Origin of the sequence: Streptococcus mitis (assembly GCF_901542415.1) — a bacterium.
In the GTDB taxonomy this organism is placed as follows: domain Bacteria; phylum Bacillota; class Bacilli; order Lactobacillales; family Streptococcaceae; genus Streptococcus; species Streptococcus mitis_BL.
In genome coordinates this window covers 334,688-357,502 of sequence record NZ_CABEHV010000004.1, presented here as the reverse complement: position 1 = coordinate 357,502, position 22,815 = coordinate 334,688, and the positions used below count along the sequence as shown (strand labels likewise).

The window sequence follows — 22,815 nt, the reverse complement described above, 5'->3', positions numbered from 1 at the left end:
CTTGTTTGTTATACTATACTAGTGTATATACAGTCAAAAAGGAGATTCTTATGAATACACGGAAAAAGACACAATTTATGACAATGACTGCCCTCTTAACGGCTATTGCGATTTTGATTCCAATTGTTATGCCTTTCAAGATTGTCATCCCACCTGCTTCTTACACTCTTGGGAGCCATATCGCTATTTTTATTGCCATGTTCTTATCGCCCTTGATGGCTGTTTTTGTCATCCTAGCCTCTAGTTTTGGATTTTTGATAGCTGGCTATCCCATGGTTATCGTTTTTCGAGCTTTTTCCCATATCTTTTTTGGGACTTTGGGGGCTCTTTACCTACAAAAATTCCCCGATACCCTAGATAAACCAAAATCTTCCTGGGTTTTCAACTTTGTGTTAGCGCTTGTCCATGCCCTTGCTGAAGTATTAGCTTGTGTCGTTTTTTATTCAACTTCGGGTACCAATGTAGAAAATATGTTTTATGTTCTATTTGTACTAGTTGGATTTGGCACAATTATCCATAGTATGGTAGACTATACATTAGCACTAGCTGTCTATAAAGTGCTTCGAAAACGCCGTTAAAAGGAAAAGCTATGACAAAAGATCGCAAACAAGCTCTGCTCCAACTCTTGAAAGAAGCTCCTAAAGCCCTTAATGGCCAAAGTTTGGCGGAACATTTTCATGTCACACGTCAGGTCATTGTGCAGGACATTGCAATTTTGAGAGCCGATGGCGCTCCTATCCTATCCACTAATCGTGGCTACGTCTATAAGCAAATTGAAACCAATCCTTATGTTCACAAACTTTTCAAAGTGAAACATGAAGTTGAAGAAATCGGTCAAGAACTCCTTGCTATCGTTGATAATGGTGGACGTGTTCAAAATACCTTGATTGACCATCCCGTCTATGGAGAAATTGAAACCTTGCTTAAACTGTCTTGTCGCAGAGATGTGCAACATTTTCTAGAACAAGTCGAGCATTCTGATTTTAAACCTTTATCTGAATTGACAGATGGTATCCATTACCACCTAGTTGAAGCCGAAACACAACAAGACCTCCACTATATCGAGGAGGCCTTAGATCAGCTAGGTTATTTAGTAAAAGACTAGAAGATTTTCTTCGCCCAGCCATCTTCTGTACGGTGGCGGTAGAAAAATTCAGATTTGTCAGGAGCTTCCATCATCTCCATCAATAGTAACATATCATAGGCCAGATCCAAGTTTGGAATCTGGTCTTTTTGCACCCAATAGTTCAAATAGTAACAATGATATTTAAAAACCACATTGAATGAAAATTAACAACTACTTGCTTACTAAAAATATATCACCAGTTATGTTGATCAACATTATCCTTAGTCACAAGATAAATTGGAGAAACTGTTTCTTTTTCCAGTTTTTTCCCTTGATAATGATCTATTGCTGATTGAATAGCAATTTCACCCATCTTAGCTGGTTGCTGAGCAATAGTGGCAGTAATATCACCTTTTGCAATAGCATCATGTGCATCTGGTTGACCATCAATACCAACAATTAATACATTGCTAAGACCAGCTGCTTTTACTGCTTGTGCAGCTCCTAACGCCATCTCATCATTCTGTGCAAAGATTGCTTGTACTTCTTTGTTTCCTTGAATCATATTTTGCGCTGTATTCAAAGCTTTTGCGCGATCAAAATTAGCGGATTGACTAGAAAGAACATCTAAATTTGTCTTTGAAATTTGTTCAAATCCTTTACCTCTATCTACAGTTGCAGAAGCGCCAGGGACTCCTGATAATTCAAAAGTTTTTGCTTTTTCTCCCAATTGCTTGGTAATAAATTCTGCAGCCATTTTACCTGCTTCTACGTTATCAGAAGCAACAGTTGTCAAGACTTCACCACCATTACTACCGCGGTCAATTAAGATTACCGGAATGTTTGCATTATTAGCAGCTTTAATAGATGTAACAATTGCATCAGAATCAACTGGATTAATTAGTAAAGCATCTACATTTTGACTAATAAAATTTTGAATATCATCTGCTTGTCTAGCAGCATCATCTTGTGCATCTGCTATCTTCAAAGTTACTTCTTTTTCCCCTGCAGCTTTTTCAAGGCCATCTTTCATAGCCACAAAATAAGGATTGTTAGTAGTAGAAATAGAAACTCCTAATTTTAATTCTTTTGCCGACTTTTGAGTCGTAGATTTATTATCATTTGATGAATTTCCTAAACCAGTTTTTCCACAAGCTACTAAAGCAAAAATAAATGTTACAAACAAAGCAAAAATGCTAATTTTTTTAATATTTTTCATGTTATTACTCCTCGTAATATATATCTATAGGGATAGTTTCAATCCCGATTATTGTACGTCATCTAATAAATTGTTACTATTTCCAAAAAAATTGAAAATTATTCTACTGTTTTACAACTTTAAAACGATCAATCAGAACAGCAATTAAGATTACAACTCCTTTTACTACTTGTTGCCAAAATGCTGAAACACCAATAATATTAAGTCCATTATTCAAAACTCCAATAATTAAAGCACCTATTAGAGTCCCAAGTATACGACCTTTACCTCCAGATAAAGAGGTTCCTCCAAGAACAACAGCTGCAATAGCATCCATTTCATAACTAGCACCTGCTGTTGGTTGAGCAGAACTTAAGCGTGATGTTATAATTAATCCAGAAATTGAAGCCATAATACCTGATATTGAATAAATGATAATTTTCACTTTATTTAATTTCACACCTGATATATATGCTGCTTTTTCATTCCCCCCTATAGCATATACAGATTTACCAAATGCTGTTTTATGAAGTAAAACATATAAAACAATAAATACAATAAACATAATAATTACAGGAAATGGAATTCCTACTATGTAACCTTGCCCCAAAAATTGAAATAAGAATGTATCACTTAATCCTTTTGTAATAGGATTCCCATTTGTATAAACAAGTGTTGCTCCCCTAAAAATAGTCATAGTCGCTAAAGTGACGATAAATGGAGCTAATTTCCCGTAAGAAATCAATAACCCATTCATCATACCTAGAATGCAACCCAAAATTAAAGAGATGAGAATTGCTAACGTAACAGGCATTCCAGATCCTAATAAACCTGCTGTTAGCGCACTGGATAAGGCTAAAATTGATCCTACTGATAAATCGATTCCACCTGTTAGAATAACAAAAGTCATTCCAAAAGCAATCAGTGCATTTGATGTTACTTGCAATAGTAAATTTAACAGATTATTTGCTGTTAAAAAATTTGAATTGATAATAGTGATGACAGCCATTAAAATTATCAATGCTATTACCGTTGTCAATTCTGACATGTACTTCATAGTATTTTTCACACTATTGTCCTCCTGTAGCTAGTTGCATAACTTTTTCTTGTGTAGCTTCTCGACGTGTTAATTCCCCACTAATTCTACCTTCATGCATGACCATAATGCGATCACTGACTCCAATCACTTCTGGTAAATCTGAAGAGACCATAATAATCGGTACACCTCGTTCAGCTAATTCATTCATTAATTGGTAAATTTCACGCTTAGCTCCAACATCTACCCCACGAGTTGGCTCATCTAAAATCAGTACTTTTGGTGCAATACCTATCCATTTTGCTAAAACTACTTTCTGTTGATTACCACCAGAAAGTGTCCCAACTTCCTTATCTGGATAACCTGATTTAATTTGTAACCTATCAATTAAGCGTTGTACAAATATACCACTTGTTTTATTATCGAAAATGCCATTTTTAACAAAATCACGAGTACTAGGTAAAGTCATATTATCTTTAATAGAAAAATCTAAAATCAATCCCTCATCTTTACGATCTTCTGTTAAGAAACCAATTCCATGCTTAATTGCTTCAAAAGGATTTTTAATTATCAGTTGTTCTCCGTTTATTATAATTTGACCAGATTTTAAAGAATCAATTCCAAAAATTGCTCGCATTATTTCAGTACGACCAGCACCCATCAAACCAGAAAAACCAAGAATTTCCCCTTGACGTACATAGAAAGAAATATCCGTAAAAGCATCACCAGAAAGATTCTTAGCTTGAAAAACAATATTCCCAATCTCAGCCTTTTTTTCTGGATAATAATCTTCTAATTCACGGCCTACCATCTTCTGAACTAATTCATCCGCATTAGTTAACTTCGTTTTCTTGGTATCAATTACAAACCCATCCCTCATAACAGTTATAAGATCTGTGATCTTAAAGATTTCTTCCATCCGATGTGAAATATACACAATACCTACACCATCAGATTTTAATCCTTCTATCACTTTAAAAAGTGTTTCAGTTTCACGATCAGTTAAAGCTGCTGTGGGTTCATCCATAATTAACAAGGAAACTTCTGATAATAAACATTTTGCTATTTCTATCATTTGTTGTTGTCCGACTGATAATTGACCAATGATTGCATCGAGAGGAATAGAGATATTAAGACGTTTAAATGCTTCTTTAGCTTTCCTTTCCATACTAACTTTATCTAGAAACCCAATCGAATTTTTAATTTCTCTTCCTAAAAAAAGATTATCAAGTACAGTCATATCTGGCCAAGTATTCATTTCCTGATGAATAAAACTCAGTCCAAACCGTTCTGCCTCTTGAGGATTAGAAAATGTTTTTTCTTTTCCATCAATAAAAATAGTTCCTGAAGTAGCTGGAAAAAGTCCAGTTAAAATATTCATTAAGGTTGATTTGCCTGCGCCATTCTCCCCCATTAAAGCATGAACTTCTCCTGAATTAAGAACCAAATCAATACTTTCTAAAACACGATTATTCCCAAAAGATTTTGAAATGTTCTTCATTTCAATTTTCATAGGCAACCCCCTTCTAAATAATAACTCCTGATTGCAAGATTATATTCGAATATGGTGTATCTTCCCCAGTGCGAATAACTGCCTTAACTTTAGTATTCATAGCTTTCAATTCTTCATGACTAATATATTCAATAATTATATTCGATCCTAAAAGATCTAGAACTGCTTGCCACTGTTCTTTGTTTTTTTCCTTAATTTCTTCTGCTAAGAAAATTTTTTCAATAAGTACATGATCTGAATATTCTTTTAAAACTTCTAAAAAACTTGGACTACCTTTTCTTAATGCTAAATCAATTTTATCAACACCTTTTGGAACTGGCAATCCTAAATCTCCGATACAAACCAAATCCATATGACCTAAATCATCAGCTAGTTTCGCTATATTACTATTTAAAATCCCATATTTCTTCATATCCTGAATGCTCCTTTATTTCTTTCAAACTCGGCATACCTCCTTGCGCTCCAAATCTTTGAACAGAAAGATGTGAAGCAATCGTTGCAAAGGACAATGCAACATCCATCTCTTTTCCTTTTGAGATAGCATAAGCAAAAGCACCATTAAACGTATCTCCTGCTCCTGTAGTATCAACTACTTCTGCTTTTATAGCAGGAATTTTCTTAACTGCTGTCCCATCATAATAAATAGAACCTTCAACTCCTAATGTCACAATCATTTTATTAGGATAAATTTTAATAATTTCTTCTAATTTCTTATCTGGGAAAAGCTCTGAACATTCGTGCTCGTTAGGAGTAATAAAATCACAAAAAGGAATCATCTCTTTGTCTGTTTCTCTAGCTGGTGCAGGATTGTAAAGAACCTTAACTTGATTTTCTTGGCAAAATTTAGCTATAGATAAGTTGGCTTCATGTGGTATTTCATTCTGTAATACAACAATACTTGCATCACTAAGTAATTTCCACTCATTTTTCCAATCATTTGTTTTAACTAAATTATTAGCTCCGGGATAATAAATAATCCTATTATCACCTCCATATAAAGTAATTTGTGCAACTCCTGTAGACTGTGGTACCGTTCCCACATATGCTGTAGAAATATCATTATTTTGCAGATTACTTAATAAATCTGCTGAAAAAATATCTTCTCCTACGTTCCCAAATATGTAAATATTATCTTCAACACTGGATAATCTACCAATAGCTACAGCTTGATTTGCACCTTTTCCACCTGGAACTATATTAAATGAATCGCCAAAAATCGTTTCACCTCCTTCTGGAATCCTTTTTGTTCTCATAACTAAGTCCATTGAAATGCTTCCAACAACAACAATTTTACTCATTTCTTTCTCCTTAATGTATTTCTTTCTATGTACCTAACAGGGAGTTTAATTTTAGCTTCATCTATAGAGAACTTATTTGCCATATTATAGATTAGCTTTGCAGCCTGTTCTCCCATTTTATATGATGATTGGTGGATAGTTGATAAAGAAGGATAAATAAATTGACTAAGTACAATATCATCATAACCAATGATTTGAATATCATCTGGAATTTTTTTCCCAATTGCTAAAATTTCATGAATATAAGCTATCGCATGAATATCAGAAGGTGCTATAATACTATCAATATTTGGATTTCTTTTTAGATTCTCTTTAGCTTCTTTTTGAATTTTTTCAAAGTCAAAAGTTTCACTTTCTTCAATACAAATTTCTAAATTTTTATTCCTCAAATAGTTTAAACTTGCTTCAAATCGTTCCACAATATTCTCAGCTTTATCATCTAAAACTTTGATGATCATAACCTGCTCAGCGCCAGCATCCCAAATTGCTTTAGCAGCCAAACGTCCACCCAACTGATTATCAGAAAAAACACCATAGCCTGTATCTTTACTAATCCGGTCAACCACAACAACAGGTAATGTTAGATTTGGAAATTCCTTTGTAAAGTCAAGGGTTGTTATAATACCAGCTGCATTTGTTTTTAACAAAAGGTTTATATATTCTTCTAACGAATCATGATCTGAAATAGTACCAACCATAATCCTATAACCTTTATCTTTCAAATATGATTCGGCTCCTCGAACCAATCTTGGGAAGAACGGATTAGAAATATCTGGCAATAAGAGTCCTACCATTTGATTTTTTTTAGTTTTTAAAGATTGTGCTAATACATTTGGTGTGTAATTTAATTTCTTGATAGCATTTTTTATCTTTTCTCTCGCATCATCTCCGACATAGCCTTTTTTCGAAATATATCTTGAAACTGTTGACTTTGATACTCCAGCTTCTTCAGCAACCTGTTTTATTGTAGTCATCACTCCTCCTTTTTATTGTGGAACCGTTCCCTTATTTATATAGTAAGCGTTTTCTTTTGTTTTGTCAATACTTTTTTAGAAATATTTTAAATTTATTTCAGAGTACACATGTTTTTACTAATCTCCTATTACTATTAGATACGAAACACAACAAGACCTCCACTATATCGAGGAGGCCTTGGATCAGCTAGGTTATTTAGTAAAAGACTAGAAGATTTTCTTCTCCCAATCGTCTTCTGTACGGCGAGGGTAGAAAAATTCAGATTTGTCCGGAGCTTCCATCATCTCCATCAAGGGTAACATATCATAGGCCAGATCCAAGTTTGGAATCTGGTCTTTTTGCACCCAAGAAACTTCTCCTTCATCTGAAGAGCGAAGGCTACCAGAGAACTCAGTCGCCTTATAACAAAAGACGATATAGCGTCCGCCTGTATCCAGAGGCCAATTTTTAATGCCAACCAGTTGAGGATTTTGGATAGTCAACCCTGTTTCTTCGTAGATTTCACGAATAACAGACTCCGCAAAAGCCTCACCATTTTCTACATGACCTCCAGGAAAGGCATAACCAGACCAGCGATTGATTTCAGGAGCGCGATACTGCATAACCACGCGCTGGGTTTCGAGGTCTTCAATCAGACAAATATTTGTTAAAATCGTTAATTGGGAACGGGACATAAATTTACTCGCTTTCTAAGTTATTAAAACAGATCTTCGTTGTATTCTACTGCTGACTTCATGATAAAGGAATTGATCAATTCATGATGTTGCTACAAAACCTCTGACAATGATAATTTCTTTATTTTGTATATGATAGTCTATATTAATGGAAATGACTGAACTCAGAATGATTGACAAAGCAAAAAGGCTGAAAAACTAAAGTAAAGTGCCACTAGTGCATTGAATAATTCAAAAATGAGGTGATACCAATGAAAATCTCTTATCCTAAAAAAGACTATCCATGGATGTATAAAGAAAGTCAAATAACGAATAGACTTCCTGCGAAACAAAATATGATACAATAAAACTATGAATTATGAAGTAAGTAAACAATTAACTGATGCACGATTTAAGTGCCTTGTTGGTGTTCAACGCACTACTTTTTGAAGAGATGTTAGCTGTGTTAAAAACAGTTTATCAACTTAAACACGCAAAAGGTGGACGAACCCCTAAGTTAAGCCTAGAAGACCTCCTCATGGCTACTCTCCAATACATGCGAGAATACCGCACTTATGAACAAATTACGGCTGATTTTGGCATTCACGAAAGCAACTTAATCCGTCGGAGTCAATGGGTTGAAGCAACTCTTATTCAAAGTGGCTTTACGATTTCAAAAACTCATCTTAGTGCTGAGGATACGGTGATTGTGGATGCAACAGAGGTAAAAATCAATCGTCCTAAAAAATCAACTAGCCAATTATTCTTTTAAAAAGAAATGTCATGCTATGAAGGCTCAGGCGATTGTCACAAGCCAAGGGAGAATTGTTTCTTTGGATATTGCAGTGAACTATTGCCATGATATGAAGTTGTTCAAAATGAGTCGCAGAAATATCGGACAAGCTGGTAAGATCTTGGCTGACAGTGGTTATCAAGGAAACATGAAGATGTATTCACAAGCGCAAACTTCGAGGAAACTTAAGCCACTAACTCTTGAAGATAAATCCTATAATCATGTGCTATCTAAAGAGAGAATCAAGGTTGAGAATATTTTTGACAAAGTAAAAACGTTTAAAATGTTTTAAACAACCTATCGAAATCGACGTAAACTCTTTGGATTACGAATAAATTTGATTGCTGGCATTATCAACAGTGAACTAGGATTCTGGTTTCGCAGGAACTCTAATAAAAAACCAGCTATTCCACAAGACCGAAGTAAAGGATAGACCCAAAACTAACAAAATCAAATGAAGAATTACAAAGGTTAGCAAGTCTAGATAGAGTGTTTTAAATGAAAATACCTTTAAGAAATTTTCTTTGGTAATGTTTTTTCTCCTTTTTATTATATATTAAAATCACCATAGTAAATAATAGGTTGAAGAAAGAGATTAGGTAGGTAACAAATGGGAAAGCAAACATAGCTGATTAAAGATTGCAAAGAACATTTCCATCTTTAATCAAGCTACCAAATCGAGAATAATAAAGAATAAGCACCAATAGGAACAAGTATACATATAAAGGACTAATATAATTAAAATGACGAAGTGAAGCAGGAATGCTCTCATTACCAAAAGTTAAATATCCCACACTAATTACAGCAACTATTAAGACTAAATAATTTTAAAAAGCTTCTACTACCCAATGTTTTTCCAACCCTAGACTAAACTTGTTCTCCTGAACTTTTACTTTTATTTTCGCTCTTACTTCTCATTCACCAACTCCACTATCTTCTAGAAAGTCTTACCGTTTCGGATAATTAGTTGCTTGTAGAAAAAAGAGAACATCTAGCTGAAAGGCTGTTTCATCCTGCCACCATGTAAGTAGATTTGCTATTTCCTTTTCAAGCATGGAAGAGTTGACAAGGACAAAAGGCAGAGGAAAATCAAAAGATTACCACTATTGATGTAGAAAACTGGATTTTCAAAACTCAACTCAGCCAAACCTTCTTCAAATCAGACATGACGACCTTGATTTTTCCACCGATATTGATTTCACGGAGTAAAAGCGCATAATGCCTATAGTGCTCCTTTTATCTATTCAGTAAGGCTAAAATAGTAAGTTGTATCTGATGATATTCTATTACTTCTCTTTTGAAGTTTGTTCACCGCTTCTAAACTCCACTGAACCTAATTGTGTAATATCAATCTTTTTCACATAAGGTAATACGGTAAGTATAGCAGTAGTCAATAAAAATGCTAAATCTATCCAAGTTAGTTATATTTTTCTTAATTAACAGTAGTGTTACTGTAACATCACTTCCGACAATCAATAATATAAGGAGCTTTAACTATAGTCAGAAATATTTTTAAATGTAAAAGTCCAATCCCAAATTTTACAATATGGCTCTATTCCAAAAATATCAATTATAAAATGTGGGAAAGCAGATAAAATAAGAACCTGTTCACTAGGATTAATTAATTTTTCATATTGTTTTATAAATATAGTTTCAGAATTGGAAATATCGATTTCATTTTCAACCAAATAGAAAGAACACAATATAAAATATTGGACCAATTTTTCAATCTTCTCTTTAGAATAATCCGGATTTTTATAACTCTCCGAAGATATACACTTATATTTTTCCTTGAATGTTGTACTGCTACCTTTCTTCTTAACCTCATAAATATCAAACAAATGGCACAATACATTACTCCCATTTATAAAATCATCTTTAAAGCATTTTAAAGCTTCAAACATAGGATAACTAATTAGTAGTTTTCCTTTGTCAGTTGATTCATTAAAAAAGGACAAAAGTTTATTAATCTCCTTATAAACCTGATCATTCCTTTTATCTTTCTTGTAGTGATAATGTGCATCTAAGTCAAAAAATAGAAAAATATCCGAGAACTTTTCATGATCTTCTAGCTCATCACTATACTTTATGGACTTATCTTTTAATATTTCTAGTAGGACAGGAATCGTTTCAAATTCATCCTCTTCTAAATACTTGGAGATTCTTTTATATAAATCATATATTAATGTCCCATAACTCTGAACAACAATTGGAATAACATTATTTCCATTTGTTACCATACATGATTGGTGATATTCAATAAATTGGTTTATATATCTTGGCTCATCTACCATACCCTCAACAATAAATAGTATATTACTCATTATCAAAACTACCTGCTCGATACATTTTTTCTATATTTTGTGCTTGACGTATTTCACGACCAGAACGATCCGCAATATTAGCAATTCTATTATTAGAAATAGTAAAATAACTATCAGGTCTTAAAATAGAGTTAGACATATTTGCAGTATTATGTGTAGTCAAAACAACTTGAACCGGTGAGAATTTTAATTTATTTATTAACACTCTAGATACATTATGGTGAAAATAAGAATCAAATTCATCAATAAACAAAAATTGAATTCCATCTACTATTTGCATATACCACATGAAAAATAAAGATAAAGCTAGAGTTCCTTTAGACATAATATTAAAGAAATTAGCCTCTTTTCCCGATGGAAATTTTGCAAAAATATGTTTCGAATCATCAATCTCTTTTTCAAACAATTCATAATGAATACCAACCTCAGAAAGAAATTGTTGATATTCTTTAACCTTATCTTTTTTAATAATCATTTCAGCGATTTGTCCACGTCCTGTCGTATATCCTTGATAATGATTTCCATAAATTGAATCAAATGATAACATTGAATCAACAAACTTAATAAATCTATCAAAAATAGCATCTTTTGTATCTTCTTCCTGATCACCACCTGTCGAATAAACATAGGCAAGTTTTACCAGTGATTGATCATCTCTTAATTTTTCAAAATTTATTTCACCACCATTTTTAAGATTTATTGTTTTAATCTGCTCCTGCCTATCGTATTTAACAATCAATTCATTATCTATGAATAATTCTTCATATAAAATCACATCATACTCTTTTTTACAATAATTATATTTTACAATGTGATTATTAAAATTAAATGTATAATCAAATTTGGCATACTCAGGCGTAGTTTCTAGATTTAAAAAATGTTTTTTATAATCATTAATATTTTTTTCATTATCTGTCAGATGAGTTATAATATCCATTATAGCTAAACCTAGGTTTGATTTGCCCGAGGCATTATCACCATATATAACTGCAGTAGTAACAATATTATTTTTTACAATACTATCATTAAATGAATAATTTCCAGCTGTTAAATCAAACTCAATTTGTGATGTAAAATTTTTAAAACCTTTTACCTTAAATTTTTGTAACATTTTTATACCTCCTATTAGCCGTAAAAAAATTACGGATATTTTGATTATACAATAAATTTTCACTCAGTGCAAGATATGCCCACAGTATATTAAAAATGGGGCTTTATATCAGTAAAAATTGTCTAATTCATTATCACACTACATTTACGAATTCCCCTAATTCAACGCCTTCACTTCCAGCATCATATCACGGATCTGAGCTGCTAGTTCAAAGTCAAGCACTTCAACGGCTTCTTGCATTTGTTTTTCTAGTTTCTTGACGAGTTCTTTGCGTTCTTGTTTGTTGAGGCTATTGATATCGACTTCCTTGTCTTCTTCCTTAGCAACTGCCTTGGTCACAGCAATCAGGTCACGGATTTCTTTCTTGATTGTCTGAGGCACAATACCGTGTTCTTCATTATAAGCCATCTGGATTTTGCGACGGCGGGCAGTTTCATCGATGGCACGTTGCATAGACTGGGTCACAGTGTCCGCATACATAATGACATGTCCCTCACTATTACGAGCAGCACGACCAATGGTCTGAATGAGACCACGCTCGTTACGAAGGAAACCTTCTTTGTCAGCATCGAGAATGGCAACCAAGCTAACCTCAGGAACGTCAATCCCTTCACGAAGGAGGTTGATTCCAACCAAGACGTCAAAGACACCCAAGCGCAGGTCACGGATAATCTCCGTCCGTTCCAAGGTCTTAATATCCGAGTGCATGTACTTGACCTTGATGCCCATTTCCTTAAAGTAGTCGGTCAAGTCCTCTGCCATTTTCTTGGTCAAAGTGGTGATAAAGGTTCGTTCATTCTTTTCAACACGGGCATTAATTTCACCTAAGAGGTCATCAATCTGTCCCATAGTCGGACGGACTTCCACCTCAGGATCCAAGAGTCCCGTTGGACGAATGATTTGCTCAATCACTGTCTCAGTCTGTTCGTTTTCATAGTCACCTGGTGTCGCTGAAACGTAAACAATCTGATGCACATGACTTTCAAACTCCTCACGATGTAAGGGACGATTGTCCAAGGCTGATGGCAAACGGAAACCATAATTAACCAGCATTTCTTTACGCGAACGGTCTCCATTGTACATGCCTTTTATTTGTCCCATAGTCATGTGACTCTCGTCAATCATAATCAAAAAATCATCTGGGAAGAAATCAAGAAGCGTATAAGGAGGCTCACCTTCGCTACGCCCATCCATATGGCGAGAATAATTTTCAACCCCGTTGGTATAGCCCATCTCACGCAACATTTCGATATCATACTCTGTCCGCTGTTTCAAACGTTGGGCTTCAAGCAATTTACCTTCCTTCTCAAAGATAGCTAGTTGCTCTTCTAATTCTGCTTGAATCTTGGCAATGGCAACTTCCATGTGGTCGTCATTGGTCACAAAGTGAGTCGCAGGGAAAATCGCCAAATGATCCACTTCTCCCAATACCTGACCAGTCAGGGCCTCAACCTCACGAATACGGTCAATTTCATCTCCAAAAAATTCGACTCGAAAGGCGTGTTCATCACGGGAAGCTGGGAAAATCTCCACCACATCCCCACGCACACGAAATCTTCCACGTTGGAAATCAATATCATTTCGCTCAAAGTGAATATCGACCAAGTCATTTAAGAGTTTATCACGAGAAATTTCAAGACCTGGACGGAGACTAACGACACTATCAGCGTATTCCTTGGGCGAACCCAAACCATAGATACAAGAGACTGAGGCAACGACAATAACATCATTACGCTCCAGAAGGGCTGAAGTCGCTGAGTGGCGGAGTTTGTCAATCTCGTCATTGACAGAGCTGTCCTTTTCAATATAGGTATCACTGGAAGGGACATAGGCCTCAGGTTGGTAATAATCATAGTAAGACACAAAGTACTCAACTGCATTTTCAGGGAAAAATTCCTTAAACTCCCCATAGAGCTGTCCTGCTAGAGTTTTATTGTGGGCGATGACCAGAGTTGGTTTATTGACTTTGGAAATAACCTGACTCATGGTATAGGTCTTCCCTGTTCCGGTCGCCCCCATCAGAATCTGAGCTTTTTCTCCACCCTCGATATTATCAACCAACTGCTCGATAGCTTGTGGTTGATCTCCTGATGGTTGATATTTTGATACTAGTTTAAATTGATTATCTGTAATGCGATTGATCATAAGAATCCTCTTTCCATGTGCTATTCCTATTTTAGCATACTTATAGCATTTTCACGAAGAAAAGGACGGACCGAAGTCACATCCTTTCATTTTCTTTCTTTAATTGGTAAGCGAGATAGACAATCAGCAGTAACAAGACTAAACTTGTCATGATAGAACCTTCAATCCCAAAAGATCCTCCTGATAACCAGCCTTGATTACCTTGTGGTAAAAAGGTCATCAGAGACGTTCCTGACGGTTGACCACTAACTAAAATCCCAAATAGATTTCCTTGAGCAAAATTCCAAGCCCCATGAATACCTGCAACACCCCAAACTGTATCGGTTTTGAGGAGGTAAAGTGACATAGCAACTCCGAATAAAAAGAGATTCACTAGAGATAGAGGTGTGAGACCAGAATTTCCCACATGAAGCTGGGTAAAGAATAGGCTAGATATAACAACAGCTAGTTTTAGATTGGTTCTTGAAGCCAATTGAGGAAGGAGCCAAGCACGGGCCACCACTTCTTCTGTTGTCCCCTGTAAAATCCAAAATGGAATGGTAAAAATGACAAAGGCAAGCGAATAAGGATTCAAGTGAATAGACTCAAAACGATATTGCCCCAAGGCCACTAAACCTAACAAGGTCAGAAGAAAAAGTGCCAGACCTAGCCCAAACCCTTTAAGAAGATAGCTGAGGAAATTTTCTTTATAAAATCCCAAAGTTCGAATAGGTCTTTTCTCAACTTTTCTAGTCCATCTGAACACAGTGTTGAGAATAAAACCAAAGGCCAGCAATTCTAAGATTAAATGAAAGTCACTTGTTTTATCCATCAAGCTCTGCTGCAAAGTCTGCAAGTAGGTTGCAAAAGCTTGACCAGCCTCTCCAAAATTTCTAGCAAGTCCGATGAGAGCTAACAAACTAATACCATATAAAGTATAAGCCACAAACTCTCCTATAAAGACAAAAGCAAAGGCTAACAAGGGGCTTGTGTAGAGGTTTAACCGCATTTGAGAAGCTTGGAAGTCTTTAAAAATTCTTTTGTTCTTCACATCTCCGTCCTCTTTTCTTCCATTATATACTATTATTATAGCACTTTGTGGTAGCAGTTCAAGAAAGAAATAAAAAGCTTTTATGTTATATCTTCTAACATAAAAGCTCCTAGATTTGCATTTTTTAGTTTTTTCTGATATAATGGGAAAATATTCGGAAAAGGAGACTAAAAATGAAGAAAAAATTTCTAGCATTTTTGCTAATTTTATTCCCAATTTTCTCATTAGGTATTGCAAAGGCAGAAACTATTAAGATTGTGTCTGATACCGCCTATGCACCTTTTGAGTTTAAAGATTCAGATCAAACTTATAAAGGAATTGATGTTGACATTATCAACAAAGTCGCTGAGATTAAAGGATGGAACATTCAGATGTCCTATCCTGGATTTGATGCAGCGGTAAATGCGGTTCAAGCTGGTCAAGCTGACGCTATCATGGCAGGGATGACAAAGACGAAAGAACGTGAAAAAGTCTTCACCATGTCTGATACTTACTATGATACAAAAGTTGTCATTGCAACTACAAAGGCACACAAGATTAGTAAATATGACCAATTAACTGGCAAAACCGTTGGTGTTAAAAACGGAACTGCTGCTCAACGTTTTCTTGAAACAATCAAAGATAAATACGGCTTTACTATTAAAACATTTGACACTAGTGATTTGATGAACAACAGCTTGAGTGCTGGTGCCATCGATGCCATGATGGATGACAAACCTGTTATCGAATATGCCATTAACCAAGGTCAAGACCTCCATATTGAAATGGATGGTGAAGCTGTAGGAAGTTTTGCTTTCGGTGTTAAAAAAGGAAGCAAATACGAGCACCTAGTCACTGAATTTAACCAAGCCTTGGCTGAAATGAAAAAAGATGGTAGTCTTGATAAAATCATCAAGAAATGGACTGCTTCATCATCTTCAGCAGTGCCAACTACAACTACTCTAGCAGGATTAAAAGCCATTCCTGTTAAAGCTAAATACATTATTGCCAGCGATTCTTCTTTTGCACCTTTTGTTTTCCAAAATTCAAGCAACCAATTTACTGGTATTGATATGGACTTGATTAAGGCCATCGCTAAAGACCAAGGTTTTGAAATTGAAATCACCAACCCTGGTTTTGATGCTGCTATCAGTGCTGTTCAAGCTGGACAAGCTGATGGTATCATTGCTGGTATGTCTGTCACAGATGCTCGTAAGGCAACTTTTGACTTCTCAGAATCATACTACACTGCTAATACAATCCTTGGTGTCAAAGAATCAAGCACCATTGCTTCTTATGAAGATTTAAAAGGGAAGACAGTTGGTGTTAAAAACGGAACTGCTTCTCAAACCTTCTTAACAGAAAATCAAAGCAAATACGGTTACAAAATCAAAACCTTCGCTGATGGTTCATCAATGTATGACAGTTTAAACACTGGTGCCATCGATGCCGTTATGGATGATGAACCTGTCCTCAAATATTCTATCAGTCAAGGACAAAAATTGAAAACTCCAATCGCTGGAACTCCAATCGGTGAAACATCCTTTGCCGTTAAAAAGGGAGCAAATCCAGAATTGATTGAAATGTTCAACAACGGACTTGCAAACCTTAAAGCAAACGGAGAATTTCAAAAGATTCTTGATAAATACCTAGCTAGTGAGTCATCAACTGCTTCAACAAGCACTGTTGATGAGACAACTATCTGGGGCTTGCTTCAAAACAACTACAAACAGCTCCTTAGCGGTCTTGGTATCACTCTTGCTCTAGCTCTTATCTCATTTGCTATTGCCATTGTTATCGGGATTATCTTCGGTATGTTTAGTGTCAGCCCCTACAAATCTCTTCGTCTGATTTCTGAGATTTTCGTTGACGTTATCCGTGGTATCCCTTTGATGATTCTTGCAGCCTTCATCTTCTGGGGAATTCCAAACTTCATCGAGTCCATCACAGGACAACAAAGTCCAATTAACGACTTCGTAGCTGGTACTATTGCCCTCTCACTCAATGCTGCTGCTTATATCGCTGAAATCGTTCGTGGTGGTATTCAGGCCGTTCCGGTTGGCCAAATGGAAGCCAGCCGAAGCTTGGGTATCTCTTATGGAAAAACCATGCGTAAGATTATCTTGCCACAAGCGACTAAATTGATGTTGCCAAACTTTGTTAACCAATTCGTTATCGCTCTTAAAGATACAACCATCGTATCTGCTATCGGTTTGGTTGAACTCTTCCAAACTGGTAAGATTATCATCGCCCGTAACTACCAAAGTTTCAAGATGTATGCAATCCTTGCTATCTTCTATCTTGTAATTATCACACTTTTGACTAGACTAGCGAAACGCTTAGAAAAGAGGATTCGTTAATGGCAAAATTAAAAATTGATGTAAATGATTTACACAAGCACTATGGAAAAAATGAGGTTCTAAAAGGAATCACAACTAAATTCTATGAAGGAGATGTTGTTTGTATCATCGGTCCTTCAGGATCTGGTAAGTCGACCTTCCTCCGTAGCCTTAATCTTCTAGAAGAAGTTACGAGCGGTCACATCACTGTGAACGGCTATGACTTAACTGAAAAAACAACCAACGTTGACCACGTTCGTGAAAATATCGGAATGGTGTTCCAACACTTTAACCTCTTCCCTCATATGTCTGTATTGGACAACATTACTTTTGCTCCTATCGAGCACAAGTTGATGACTAGGGAAGAAGCTGAGAAATTGGGAATGGAGTTGCTTGAGAAGGTTGGGCTAGCAGATAAAGCTAATGCTAACCCAGATAGCCTATCAGGTGGTCAAAAACAACGTGTGGCCATCGCTCGTGGACTTGCAATGAACCCAGATATCATGCTCTTTGATGAACCAACTTCAGCCCTTGACCCTGAGATGGTCGGAGACGTACTGAACGTTATGAAGGAATTGGCTGAGCAAGGTATGACCATGATTATCGTAACCCATGAAATGGGATTTGCCCGTCAAGTTGCCAACCGCGTTATCTTTACTGCAGACGGTGAATTCCTAGAAGACGGAACACCTGATCAAATCTTTGATAACCCACAACACCCACGTCTGAAAGAGTTCTTGGACAAGGTCTTAAACGTCTAAACTCAAACTGTAAGGATTTCCTTACAGTTTTTTTCTATCTCGTATTGGATTTTTTGATTTTTCGGAAAATTATGTTAGAATTAAGTTTATGAAATGAGGTTTCCTCATACCTAGCAAGACTAGGAATAAAAATAGAAATTAGGTAGCTAGATGTCATCTAAGGTTATTGTTACAATTTTCGGTGCGAGTGGAGACCTGGCTAAACGCAAGCTCTACCCTTCCCTTTTTAGACTTTATAAATCCGGCAATCTTTCCGAGCACTTTGCAGTCATTGGAACTGCTCGTCGTCCTTGGAGCAAGGAATATTTTGAATCTGTTGTAGTCGAATCGATCCTTGATTTGGCAGATAGTACCGAACAGGCTCAGGAGTTCGCTAGTCACTTCTACTATCAAAGTCATGATGTCAACGATACAGAACACTACATTGCTCTACGTCAATTGCAGGCTGAACTAAATGATAAGTACCAAGCTGAACACAACAAGCTCTTCTTCTTGTCTATGGCACCTCAGTTCTTTGGAACTATCGCAAAACACCTCAAGTCTGAAAACATTGTGGATGGTAAAGGTTTTGAGCGCTTAATCGTTGAAAAACCATTTGGTACAGATTACGCAACTGCAAGCAAGTTGAATGACGAACTCCTAGCAACATTTGACGAAGAACAAATTTTCCGTATTGACCATTATCTTGGTAAGGAAATGATTCAAAGTATCTTTGCAGTTCGCTTTGCAAACTTGATTTTTGAAAACGTTTGGAACAAGGACTTTATCGACAATGTTCAAATTACCTTTGCGGAGCGCTTGGGTGTAGAAGAACGTGGTGGCTACTATGACCAATCTGGTGCACTCCGTGACATGGTACAAAACCATACACTACAACTTCTTTCTCTCCTTGCTATGGACAAGCCAGCAAACTTCACAAAAAACGAGATTCGTGCTGAGAAGATTAAGGTCTTTAAAAACCTCTATCATCCAACGGATGAAGAGCTTAAAGAACACTTTATCCGTGGTCAATACCGTTCAGGTAAGATTGATGGCATGAAATATATCTCTTATCGTAGCGAGCCAAATGTAAATCCAGAATCAACAACAGAAACCTTTGCATCTGGTGCCTTCTTTGTAGACAGCGATCGATTCCGTGGTGTTCCTTTCTTCTTCCGTACTGGTAAACGTCTGACTGAAAAAGGAACTCATGTCAACATCGTCTTTAAACAAATGGACTCTATCTTTGGAGAACCACTTGCTCCAAATATTTTGACCATCTATATCCAACCAACAGAAGGTTTCTCTCTCAGTCTAAATGGAAAGCAAGTAGGAGAAGAATTTAACTTAGCTCCGAACTCACTGGATTACCGTACAGATGCGACCGCAACTGGTGCTTCTCCAGAACCATACGAAAAATTAATTTATGATGTACTAAACAACAACTCAACTAACTTTAGCCACTGGGATGAAGTTGGTGCGTCATGGAAATTGATTGACCGTATCGAAGAACTTTGGGCTGAAAATGGTGCCCCACTTCATGACTATAAAGCTGGAAGCATGGGACCTCAAGCAAGCTTTGACTTACTTGAAAAATTCGGTGCCAAATGGACTTGGCAACCAGATATCGCCTATCGTCAAGATGGCCGTTTAGAATAAAAAAAATCCTGCAAGTTTGTAGCTTGCAGGATTTTTGCTTCTGATTAAATTAAGCCTTCCAAGAGACCCTTCATAAAGTTTTCTGAGTTAAACTCTCCAATATCATCGATTTTTTCACCAAAACCAATCAATTTTACAGGAATATTGAGTTCTTCTCGGATAGCTAGAACAACACCACCTCGAGCCGTTCCATCAATCTTAGTCAAGACAATTCCTGTTAAAGGAGTGATTTTTGAAAATTCTTTGGCCTGTACTAGGGCATTTTGACCTGTTGATGCATCCAGAGCCAAGAAGGTTTCATGCGGCGCTTCTGGTACAACACGTTTGATGATACGACCAATCTTTTCCAACTCAGCCATGAGGTTATCCTTATTTTGCAGACGACCAGCGGTGTCAATCATAAGAATATCGATACCTTCAGCTACAGCACGTTCCATGCCATCAAAGACTACACTAGCTGGGTCAGCTTTCTCAGGTCCAGTCACTACTGGAACATCTACTCGTCGACCCCATTCAGCTAGCTGGGCTACCGCCCCTGCACGGAAGGTATCTGCCGCAACCAACATGACTTTCTTACCTGCTTGTTTGTAGCGGTGGGCTAGTTTCCCGATAGAAGTTGTTTTCCCAACACCATTAACCCCCACAAAGAGCATGACTGTCAAGCCATCTTGGAAGTGAATACTTTCATCGTAGTTGCCATCCTTTTCATAAAGCTCAACCAATTTCTCAATGATGACACGGCGAAGGGCGTCAGGTTTCTTAGCGTTTTCAAGCTTGGCTTCGTAGCGTAGCTCCTCAGTTAAGTTAGAAGCCACCTGGACACCAACATCACTCATGATCAGTAATTCTTCCAGTTCCTCGAAAAATTCTTCGTCAACAGAGCGGAAATTGGCAAAGAAGGCCTTCAAGCGAGCACCGAAGCCTGTGCGAGTTTTCTTGAGACTGCGGTCATATTTTTCCTGAACAGTTTCTTCTGCTTGAGGAGTTTCTGGTTCAAGCACTTCAGAATTATTTTCTTCTACAGCTTCTATGAACTCAAGATTCACTTCCTCTTTGATTTCTTCTGAGTTTGGTAATTCTTCTACTTCTCCTTGAGGAACTTCTACAACTGATTCTGAATTATAATTTTCTTCAACTGTGTCTTGGATTTCCTCTTCTTCAAACACAGCTTCTTCAGAACTTTCAACCTCTGCTTCTTCTTGTGAAACTTTCTCAGCTTCTGTTAAGGCAGGCTCAACATCTTCAGACAAATCAAGATTTTCCAGAGCTTCTTTTACAACTTCTTCGATTTTAGGTTCTTCTTTTTTTCCGAATAGACGGTCAAATAATCCCATATATTAGTTCTCCTTTAGCACATATTCTTCGATAGCCCAGGCGACAGCTTCCTCATCATTGGTCATTGGCGTTACCACATTTGCGACTGCCTTAACTTCAGGAACAGCATTTTGCATGGCAACACCAAGACCTGCCCACTCAATCATAGAGAGGTCATTGGCTTCGTCACCACAGGCCATAACTTGGCTTTGGTCGATTCCAAGATGGCTGATTAGTTTTGCCAAACCTGTTGCTTTATGAACATTCTTTGGTGACCACTCTAACAACATTTCACGTGATTTAAAGATTTCATATTGATCAAACAATTCTGGAGAAATCTTCTGAATCGCTGCATCCAAGGGTTCTTGAGCAAAGGCAGTCACGCATTTATTGTAAGTCATTTGACTAGATAAGTCTTCAAAGTCCACTGGAACAAAGGTCAAAGCTGGATTGAATTTGGCATACAGACTTTCTTGGTCCGATTGGATTTGATAAACAGTTCCTTCTGAGATAGCATCAAGAGGCAGTGATAATTTCTCTGTTTCCTCATACAAGCGTGCTACATCATCATATGAAAAGACTGTCTTATCAAGGATTTCACCTGTATTTTTCTGAACTAAACCACCATTAAATGTAATCGTATACTCATCTTCGTGGCCGTCAGTCCCTAGCTCATGGAGAAAGAAATCCATGGCTTTTAAAGGACGACCAGTTGTCAATACGACCTTGATACCACGATCACGCGCAGCTTTCAAGGTTGCTTTGGTACGATCCGTCAACCTTTTATCAGTAGTCAGCAAGGTCCCATCCAAGTCCAATGCAATCAATTTTATATCTGCCATTATAAACCCTCCATATAAGCTATAACCGACTGGTCCTTATGGTGACCAATCACAGTTTCTGCTAATTCTAAAATTTCTGGTCGTGCATTTTCAGGAGCTACAGGATGTCCTACAACCTGCATCATATGCAAATCATTTAGATTGTCTCCAAAAGCCATAACCTGATCCATTTTGATGTTAAGTTTTTTAGCCAATTCAACAATGGCCACTCCCTTATCGACATAATCCAGAACGATATCAATGGATTCAAAGCCAGTTGTCATGGCCTTAACACCAGGGACATTTTCATTAACCCAAGCTTCCCCAGATTCTAGAGTTTCTTCTGTGAAGTTGGTTGTAAATTTGAAAATATCATCTGTGATATCTTCTAAACTCGCTACTTTTTGGATATTTTCATTATAGTGCTGACTCTCTTTCAAATAGGTTGCATCAACCGTATCTAGCACATAAGAACCCTTCTTACCCGTCAAGAGCAGTTTATTGATATCTACATAAGGTGACGTTTTCAGCTTTTCAAAAGTTGCCAGATAAAAGTCACGAGACATGGTCGCTTCATACAAGTCCTGACCTTGATACTCTACCAAACTGCCATTTTCTGCGATGAAAATAATGTCATCACGAACATCAGCAAATAATTTTTCTAGAGACAGAAATCCGCGTCCTGAAGCCACCGCAAAGTAAATCCCTTTTTCCTTGTAGGAAACCAAAAGAGACTTGAGGCGGTCCATATCAAAGCGTCCATTCCCATCTAGGAAGGTACCGTCCATATCCGTTGCTACTAGTTTAATTGTCATCCTTCA

19 protein-coding genes and 5 pseudogenes are annotated in these 22,815 nt (G+C 36.8%); 7 read left to right on the top strand and 17 right to left on the bottom strand.

Annotation, left to right across the window (positions count from 1 at the left end; all coding sequences use genetic code 11):
- Window positions 1-50 precede the first annotated feature (50 nt).
- Both FQT24_RS02050 and FQT24_RS02045 read left to right on the top strand, forming a co-directional pair.
- Window positions 51-578 (top strand): ECF transporter S component, encoded by a 528-nt coding sequence (locus FQT24_RS02050; protein ID WP_143952033.1) that lies wholly within the window; start codon window positions 51-53, stop codon window positions 576-578.
- Window positions 579-589: 11 nt separating this feature from the next.
- Window positions 590-1,105 (top strand): transcription repressor NadR, encoded by a 516-nt coding sequence (locus FQT24_RS02045; RefSeq protein ID WP_033685158.1) that lies wholly within the window; start codon window positions 590-592, stop codon window positions 1,103-1,105.
- Here FQT24_RS02045 and FQT24_RS02040 read toward each other — a convergent pair.
- From FQT24_RS02040 to FQT24_RS02010, 7 genes and pseudogenes are all read right to left on the bottom strand, one after another.
- Window positions 1,102-1,242 (bottom strand): annotated as a pseudogene (locus FQT24_RS02040) (DNA mismatch repair protein MutT); the annotation flags it as partial. The gene FQT24_RS02045 and the pseudogene FQT24_RS02040 overlap by 4 nt on opposite strands.
- 77 nt (window positions 1,243-1,319) lie before the next feature.
- Complete coding sequence (locus FQT24_RS02035) at window positions 1,320-2,285, bottom strand: substrate-binding domain-containing protein (RefSeq protein ID WP_000789622.1); 966 nt, start codon at window positions 2,283-2,285, stop codon at window positions 1,320-1,322.
- Between the two features lie 103 nt (window positions 2,286-2,388).
- Window positions 2,389-3,333 carry an ABC transporter permease subunit gene (locus FQT24_RS02030; RefSeq protein ID WP_004248623.1) on the bottom strand — a complete coding sequence of 315 codons (945 nt, stop codon included), beginning with the start codon at window positions 3,331-3,333 and terminating at the stop codon, window positions 2,389-2,391.
- 1 nt (window position 3,334) lies between these two features.
- Entirely contained in the window at window positions 3,335-4,813 is a 1,479-nt protein-coding gene (locus FQT24_RS02025) for a sugar ABC transporter ATP-binding protein (protein ID WP_033685159.1), read from the bottom strand.
- Between the two features lie 13 nt (window positions 4,814-4,826).
- Window positions 4,827-5,225: a D-ribose pyranase gene (rbsD, locus tag FQT24_RS02020; protein ID WP_000759835.1), complete on the bottom strand. Its 399-nt coding sequence runs from the start codon at window positions 5,223-5,225 to the stop codon at window positions 4,827-4,829.
- On the bottom strand, window positions 5,200-6,111 hold the full coding sequence (rbsK, locus tag FQT24_RS02015; protein ID WP_143952031.1) for a ribokinase: 912 nt from the start codon (window positions 6,109-6,111) through the stop codon (window positions 5,200-5,202). Before rbsK ends, rbsD begins: the two co-directional genes overlap by 26 nt.
- Window positions 6,108-7,085, bottom strand: a complete 978-nt coding sequence (locus FQT24_RS02010) for a LacI family DNA-binding transcriptional regulator (protein ID WP_143952030.1) — start codon at window positions 7,083-7,085, stop codon at window positions 6,108-6,110. Before FQT24_RS02010 ends, rbsK begins: the two co-directional genes overlap by 4 nt.
- A gap of 133 nt (window positions 7,086-7,218) precedes the next feature.
- Between FQT24_RS02010 and FQT24_RS02005 the strand changes: the two are divergent.
- Window positions 7,219-7,296, top strand: a pseudogene (locus FQT24_RS02005) (DNA-binding transcriptional regulator); the annotation flags it as partial.
- Here FQT24_RS02005 and FQT24_RS02000 read toward each other — a convergent pair.
- Together FQT24_RS02000 and FQT24_RS11215 are read right to left on the bottom strand one after the other, a co-directional pair.
- Entirely contained in the window at window positions 7,293-7,760 is a 468-nt protein-coding gene (locus tag FQT24_RS02000; RefSeq protein ID WP_143952029.1) for an 8-oxo-dGTP diphosphatase, read from the bottom strand. The pseudogene FQT24_RS02005 and the gene FQT24_RS02000 sit on opposite strands and share 4 nt — an antisense overlap.
- A gap of 23 nt (window positions 7,761-7,783) precedes the next feature.
- Window positions 7,784-8,065 (bottom strand): annotated as a pseudogene (locus FQT24_RS11215) (hypothetical protein); the annotation flags it as partial.
- Window positions 8,066-8,111: 46 nt separating this feature from the next.
- On the opposite strand from FQT24_RS11215, the pseudogene FQT24_RS01990 reads away from it, so the two are divergent.
- Window positions 8,112-8,905, top strand: a pseudogene (locus FQT24_RS01990) (IS5 family transposase); the annotation flags it as partial.
- Window positions 8,906-9,494: 589 nt separating this feature from the next.
- Here the strand turns inward: FQT24_RS01990 and FQT24_RS01980 are convergent.
- From FQT24_RS01980 to FQT24_RS01960, 5 genes and pseudogenes are all read right to left on the bottom strand, one after another.
- Window positions 9,495-9,729 (bottom strand): annotated as a pseudogene (locus tag FQT24_RS01980) (DUF1697 domain-containing protein); the annotation flags it as partial.
- 293 nt (window positions 9,730-10,022) lie between these two features.
- Entirely contained in the window at window positions 10,023-10,856 is an 834-nt protein-coding gene (locus tag FQT24_RS01975) for a hypothetical protein (RefSeq protein ID WP_143952028.1), read from the bottom strand.
- Window positions 10,849-11,967, bottom strand: coding sequence for an AAA family ATPase (locus FQT24_RS01970; protein ID WP_143952027.1), 1,119 nt, complete (start codon window positions 11,965-11,967; stop codon window positions 10,849-10,851). The genes FQT24_RS01975 and FQT24_RS01970 overlap by 8 nt, the downstream gene beginning before the upstream one ends.
- A gap of 156 nt (window positions 11,968-12,123) precedes the next feature.
- Window positions 12,124-14,112 carry an excinuclease ABC subunit UvrB gene (gene uvrB / locus FQT24_RS01965; RefSeq protein ID WP_143952026.1) on the bottom strand — a complete coding sequence of 663 codons (1,989 nt, stop codon included), beginning with the start codon at window positions 14,110-14,112 and terminating at the stop codon, window positions 12,124-12,126.
- A gap of 76 nt (window positions 14,113-14,188) precedes the next feature.
- Window positions 14,189-15,142 carry a CPBP family intramembrane glutamic endopeptidase gene (locus tag FQT24_RS01960; protein ID WP_143952025.1) on the bottom strand — a complete coding sequence of 318 codons (954 nt, stop codon included), beginning with the start codon at window positions 15,140-15,142 and terminating at the stop codon, window positions 14,189-14,191.
- A gap of 173 nt (window positions 15,143-15,315) precedes the next feature.
- On the opposite strand from FQT24_RS01960, the gene FQT24_RS01955 reads away from it, so the two are divergent.
- The 3 genes from FQT24_RS01955 to zwf all read left to right on the top strand — a co-directional run bounded on the left by FQT24_RS01955 (window position 15,316) and on the right by zwf (window position 19,859).
- Window positions 15,316-17,481 carry an ABC transporter substrate-binding protein/permease gene (locus FQT24_RS01955; protein WP_143952024.1) on the top strand — a complete coding sequence of 722 codons (2,166 nt, stop codon included), beginning with the start codon at window positions 15,316-15,318 and terminating at the stop codon, window positions 17,479-17,481.
- Window positions 17,481-18,221, top strand: coding sequence for an amino acid ABC transporter ATP-binding protein (locus tag FQT24_RS01950; RefSeq protein WP_023946889.1), 741 nt, complete (start codon window positions 17,481-17,483; stop codon window positions 18,219-18,221). The genes FQT24_RS01955 and FQT24_RS01950 overlap by 1 nt, the downstream gene beginning before the upstream one ends.
- Window positions 18,222-18,371: 150 nt before the next feature.
- A complete protein-coding gene (gene zwf / locus FQT24_RS01945; RefSeq protein WP_143952023.1) occupies window positions 18,372-19,859 on the top strand; it encodes a glucose-6-phosphate dehydrogenase in 1,488 nt (495 codons plus the stop codon).
- 44 nt (window positions 19,860-19,903) lie between these two features.
- Here the strand turns inward: zwf and ftsY are convergent, their stop codons facing one another.
- From ftsY to FQT24_RS01930, 3 genes are read right to left on the bottom strand one after another with little or no spacing between them, the layout of a single operon-like run.
- On the bottom strand, window positions 19,904-21,193 hold the full coding sequence (gene ftsY / locus FQT24_RS01940; protein WP_143952022.1) for a signal recognition particle-docking protein FtsY: 1,290 nt from the start codon (window positions 21,191-21,193) through the stop codon (window positions 19,904-19,906).
- A 3-nt stretch (window positions 21,194-21,196) separates the two neighbouring features.
- Window positions 21,197-22,015 (bottom strand): Cof-type HAD-IIB family hydrolase, encoded by an 819-nt coding sequence (locus tag FQT24_RS01935; RefSeq protein WP_000763438.1) that lies wholly within the window; start codon window positions 22,013-22,015, stop codon window positions 21,197-21,199.
- Window positions 22,015-22,809: a Cof-type HAD-IIB family hydrolase gene (locus tag FQT24_RS01930; RefSeq protein WP_143952021.1), complete on the bottom strand. Its 795-nt coding sequence runs from the start codon at window positions 22,807-22,809 to the stop codon at window positions 22,015-22,017. Before FQT24_RS01930 ends, FQT24_RS01935 begins: the two co-directional genes overlap by 1 nt.
- Window positions 22,810-22,815: the final 6 nt, after the last annotated feature.

Coding starts and splice junctions, on each gene's coding strand:
- zwf (WP_143952023.1), top strand. CDS start 18,372: ATGTCATCTAAGGTTATTGTTACAATTTTCGGTGCGAGTGGAGACCTG.
- FQT24_RS01970 (WP_143952027.1), bottom strand. CDS start 11,967: ATGTTACAAAAATTTAAGGTAAAAGGTTTTAAAAATTTTACATCACAA.
- FQT24_RS02050 (WP_143952033.1), top strand. CDS start 51: ATGAATACACGGAAAAAGACACAATTTATGACAATGACTGCCCTCTTA.
- uvrB (WP_143952026.1), bottom strand. CDS start 14,112: ATGATCAATCGCATTACAGATAATCAATTTAAACTAGTATCAAAATAT.
- FQT24_RS02045 (WP_033685158.1), top strand. CDS start 590: ATGACAAAAGATCGCAAACAAGCTCTGCTCCAACTCTTGAAAGAAGCT.
- FQT24_RS02010 (WP_143952030.1), bottom strand. CDS start 7,085: ATGACTACAATAAAACAGGTTGCTGAAGAAGCTGGAGTATCAAAGTCA.
- FQT24_RS01975 (WP_143952028.1), bottom strand. CDS start 10,856: ATGAGTAATATACTATTTATTGTTGAGGGTATGGTAGATGAGCCAAGA.
- FQT24_RS01930 (WP_143952021.1), bottom strand. CDS start 22,809: ATGACAATTAAACTAGTAGCAACGGATATGGACGGTACCTTCCTAGAT.
- rbsD (WP_000759835.1), bottom strand. CDS start 5,225: ATGAAGAAATATGGGATTTTAAATAGTAATATAGCGAAACTAGCTGAT.
- FQT24_RS02025 (WP_033685159.1), bottom strand. CDS start 4,813: ATGAAAATTGAAATGAAGAACATTTCAAAATCTTTTGGGAATAATCGT.
- rbsK (WP_143952031.1), bottom strand. CDS start 6,111: ATGAGTAAAATTGTTGTTGTTGGAAGCATTTCAATGGACTTAGTTATG.
- FQT24_RS02035 (WP_000789622.1), bottom strand. CDS start 2,285: ATGAAAAATATTAAAAAAATTAGCATTTTTGCTTTGTTTGTAACATTT.
- FQT24_RS02000 (WP_143952029.1), bottom strand. CDS start 7,760: ATGTCCCGTTCCCAATTAACGATTTTAACAAATATTTGTCTGATTGAA.
- FQT24_RS01935 (WP_000763438.1), bottom strand. CDS start 22,015: ATGGCAGATATAAAATTGATTGCATTGGACTTGGATGGGACCTTGCTG.
- FQT24_RS01955 (WP_143952024.1), top strand. CDS start 15,316: ATGAAGAAAAAATTTCTAGCATTTTTGCTAATTTTATTCCCAATTTTC.
- ftsY (WP_143952022.1), bottom strand. CDS start 21,193: ATGGGATTATTTGACCGTCTATTCGGAAAAAAAGAAGAACCTAAAATC.
- FQT24_RS01950 (WP_023946889.1), top strand. CDS start 17,481: ATGGCAAAATTAAAAATTGATGTAAATGATTTACACAAGCACTATGGA.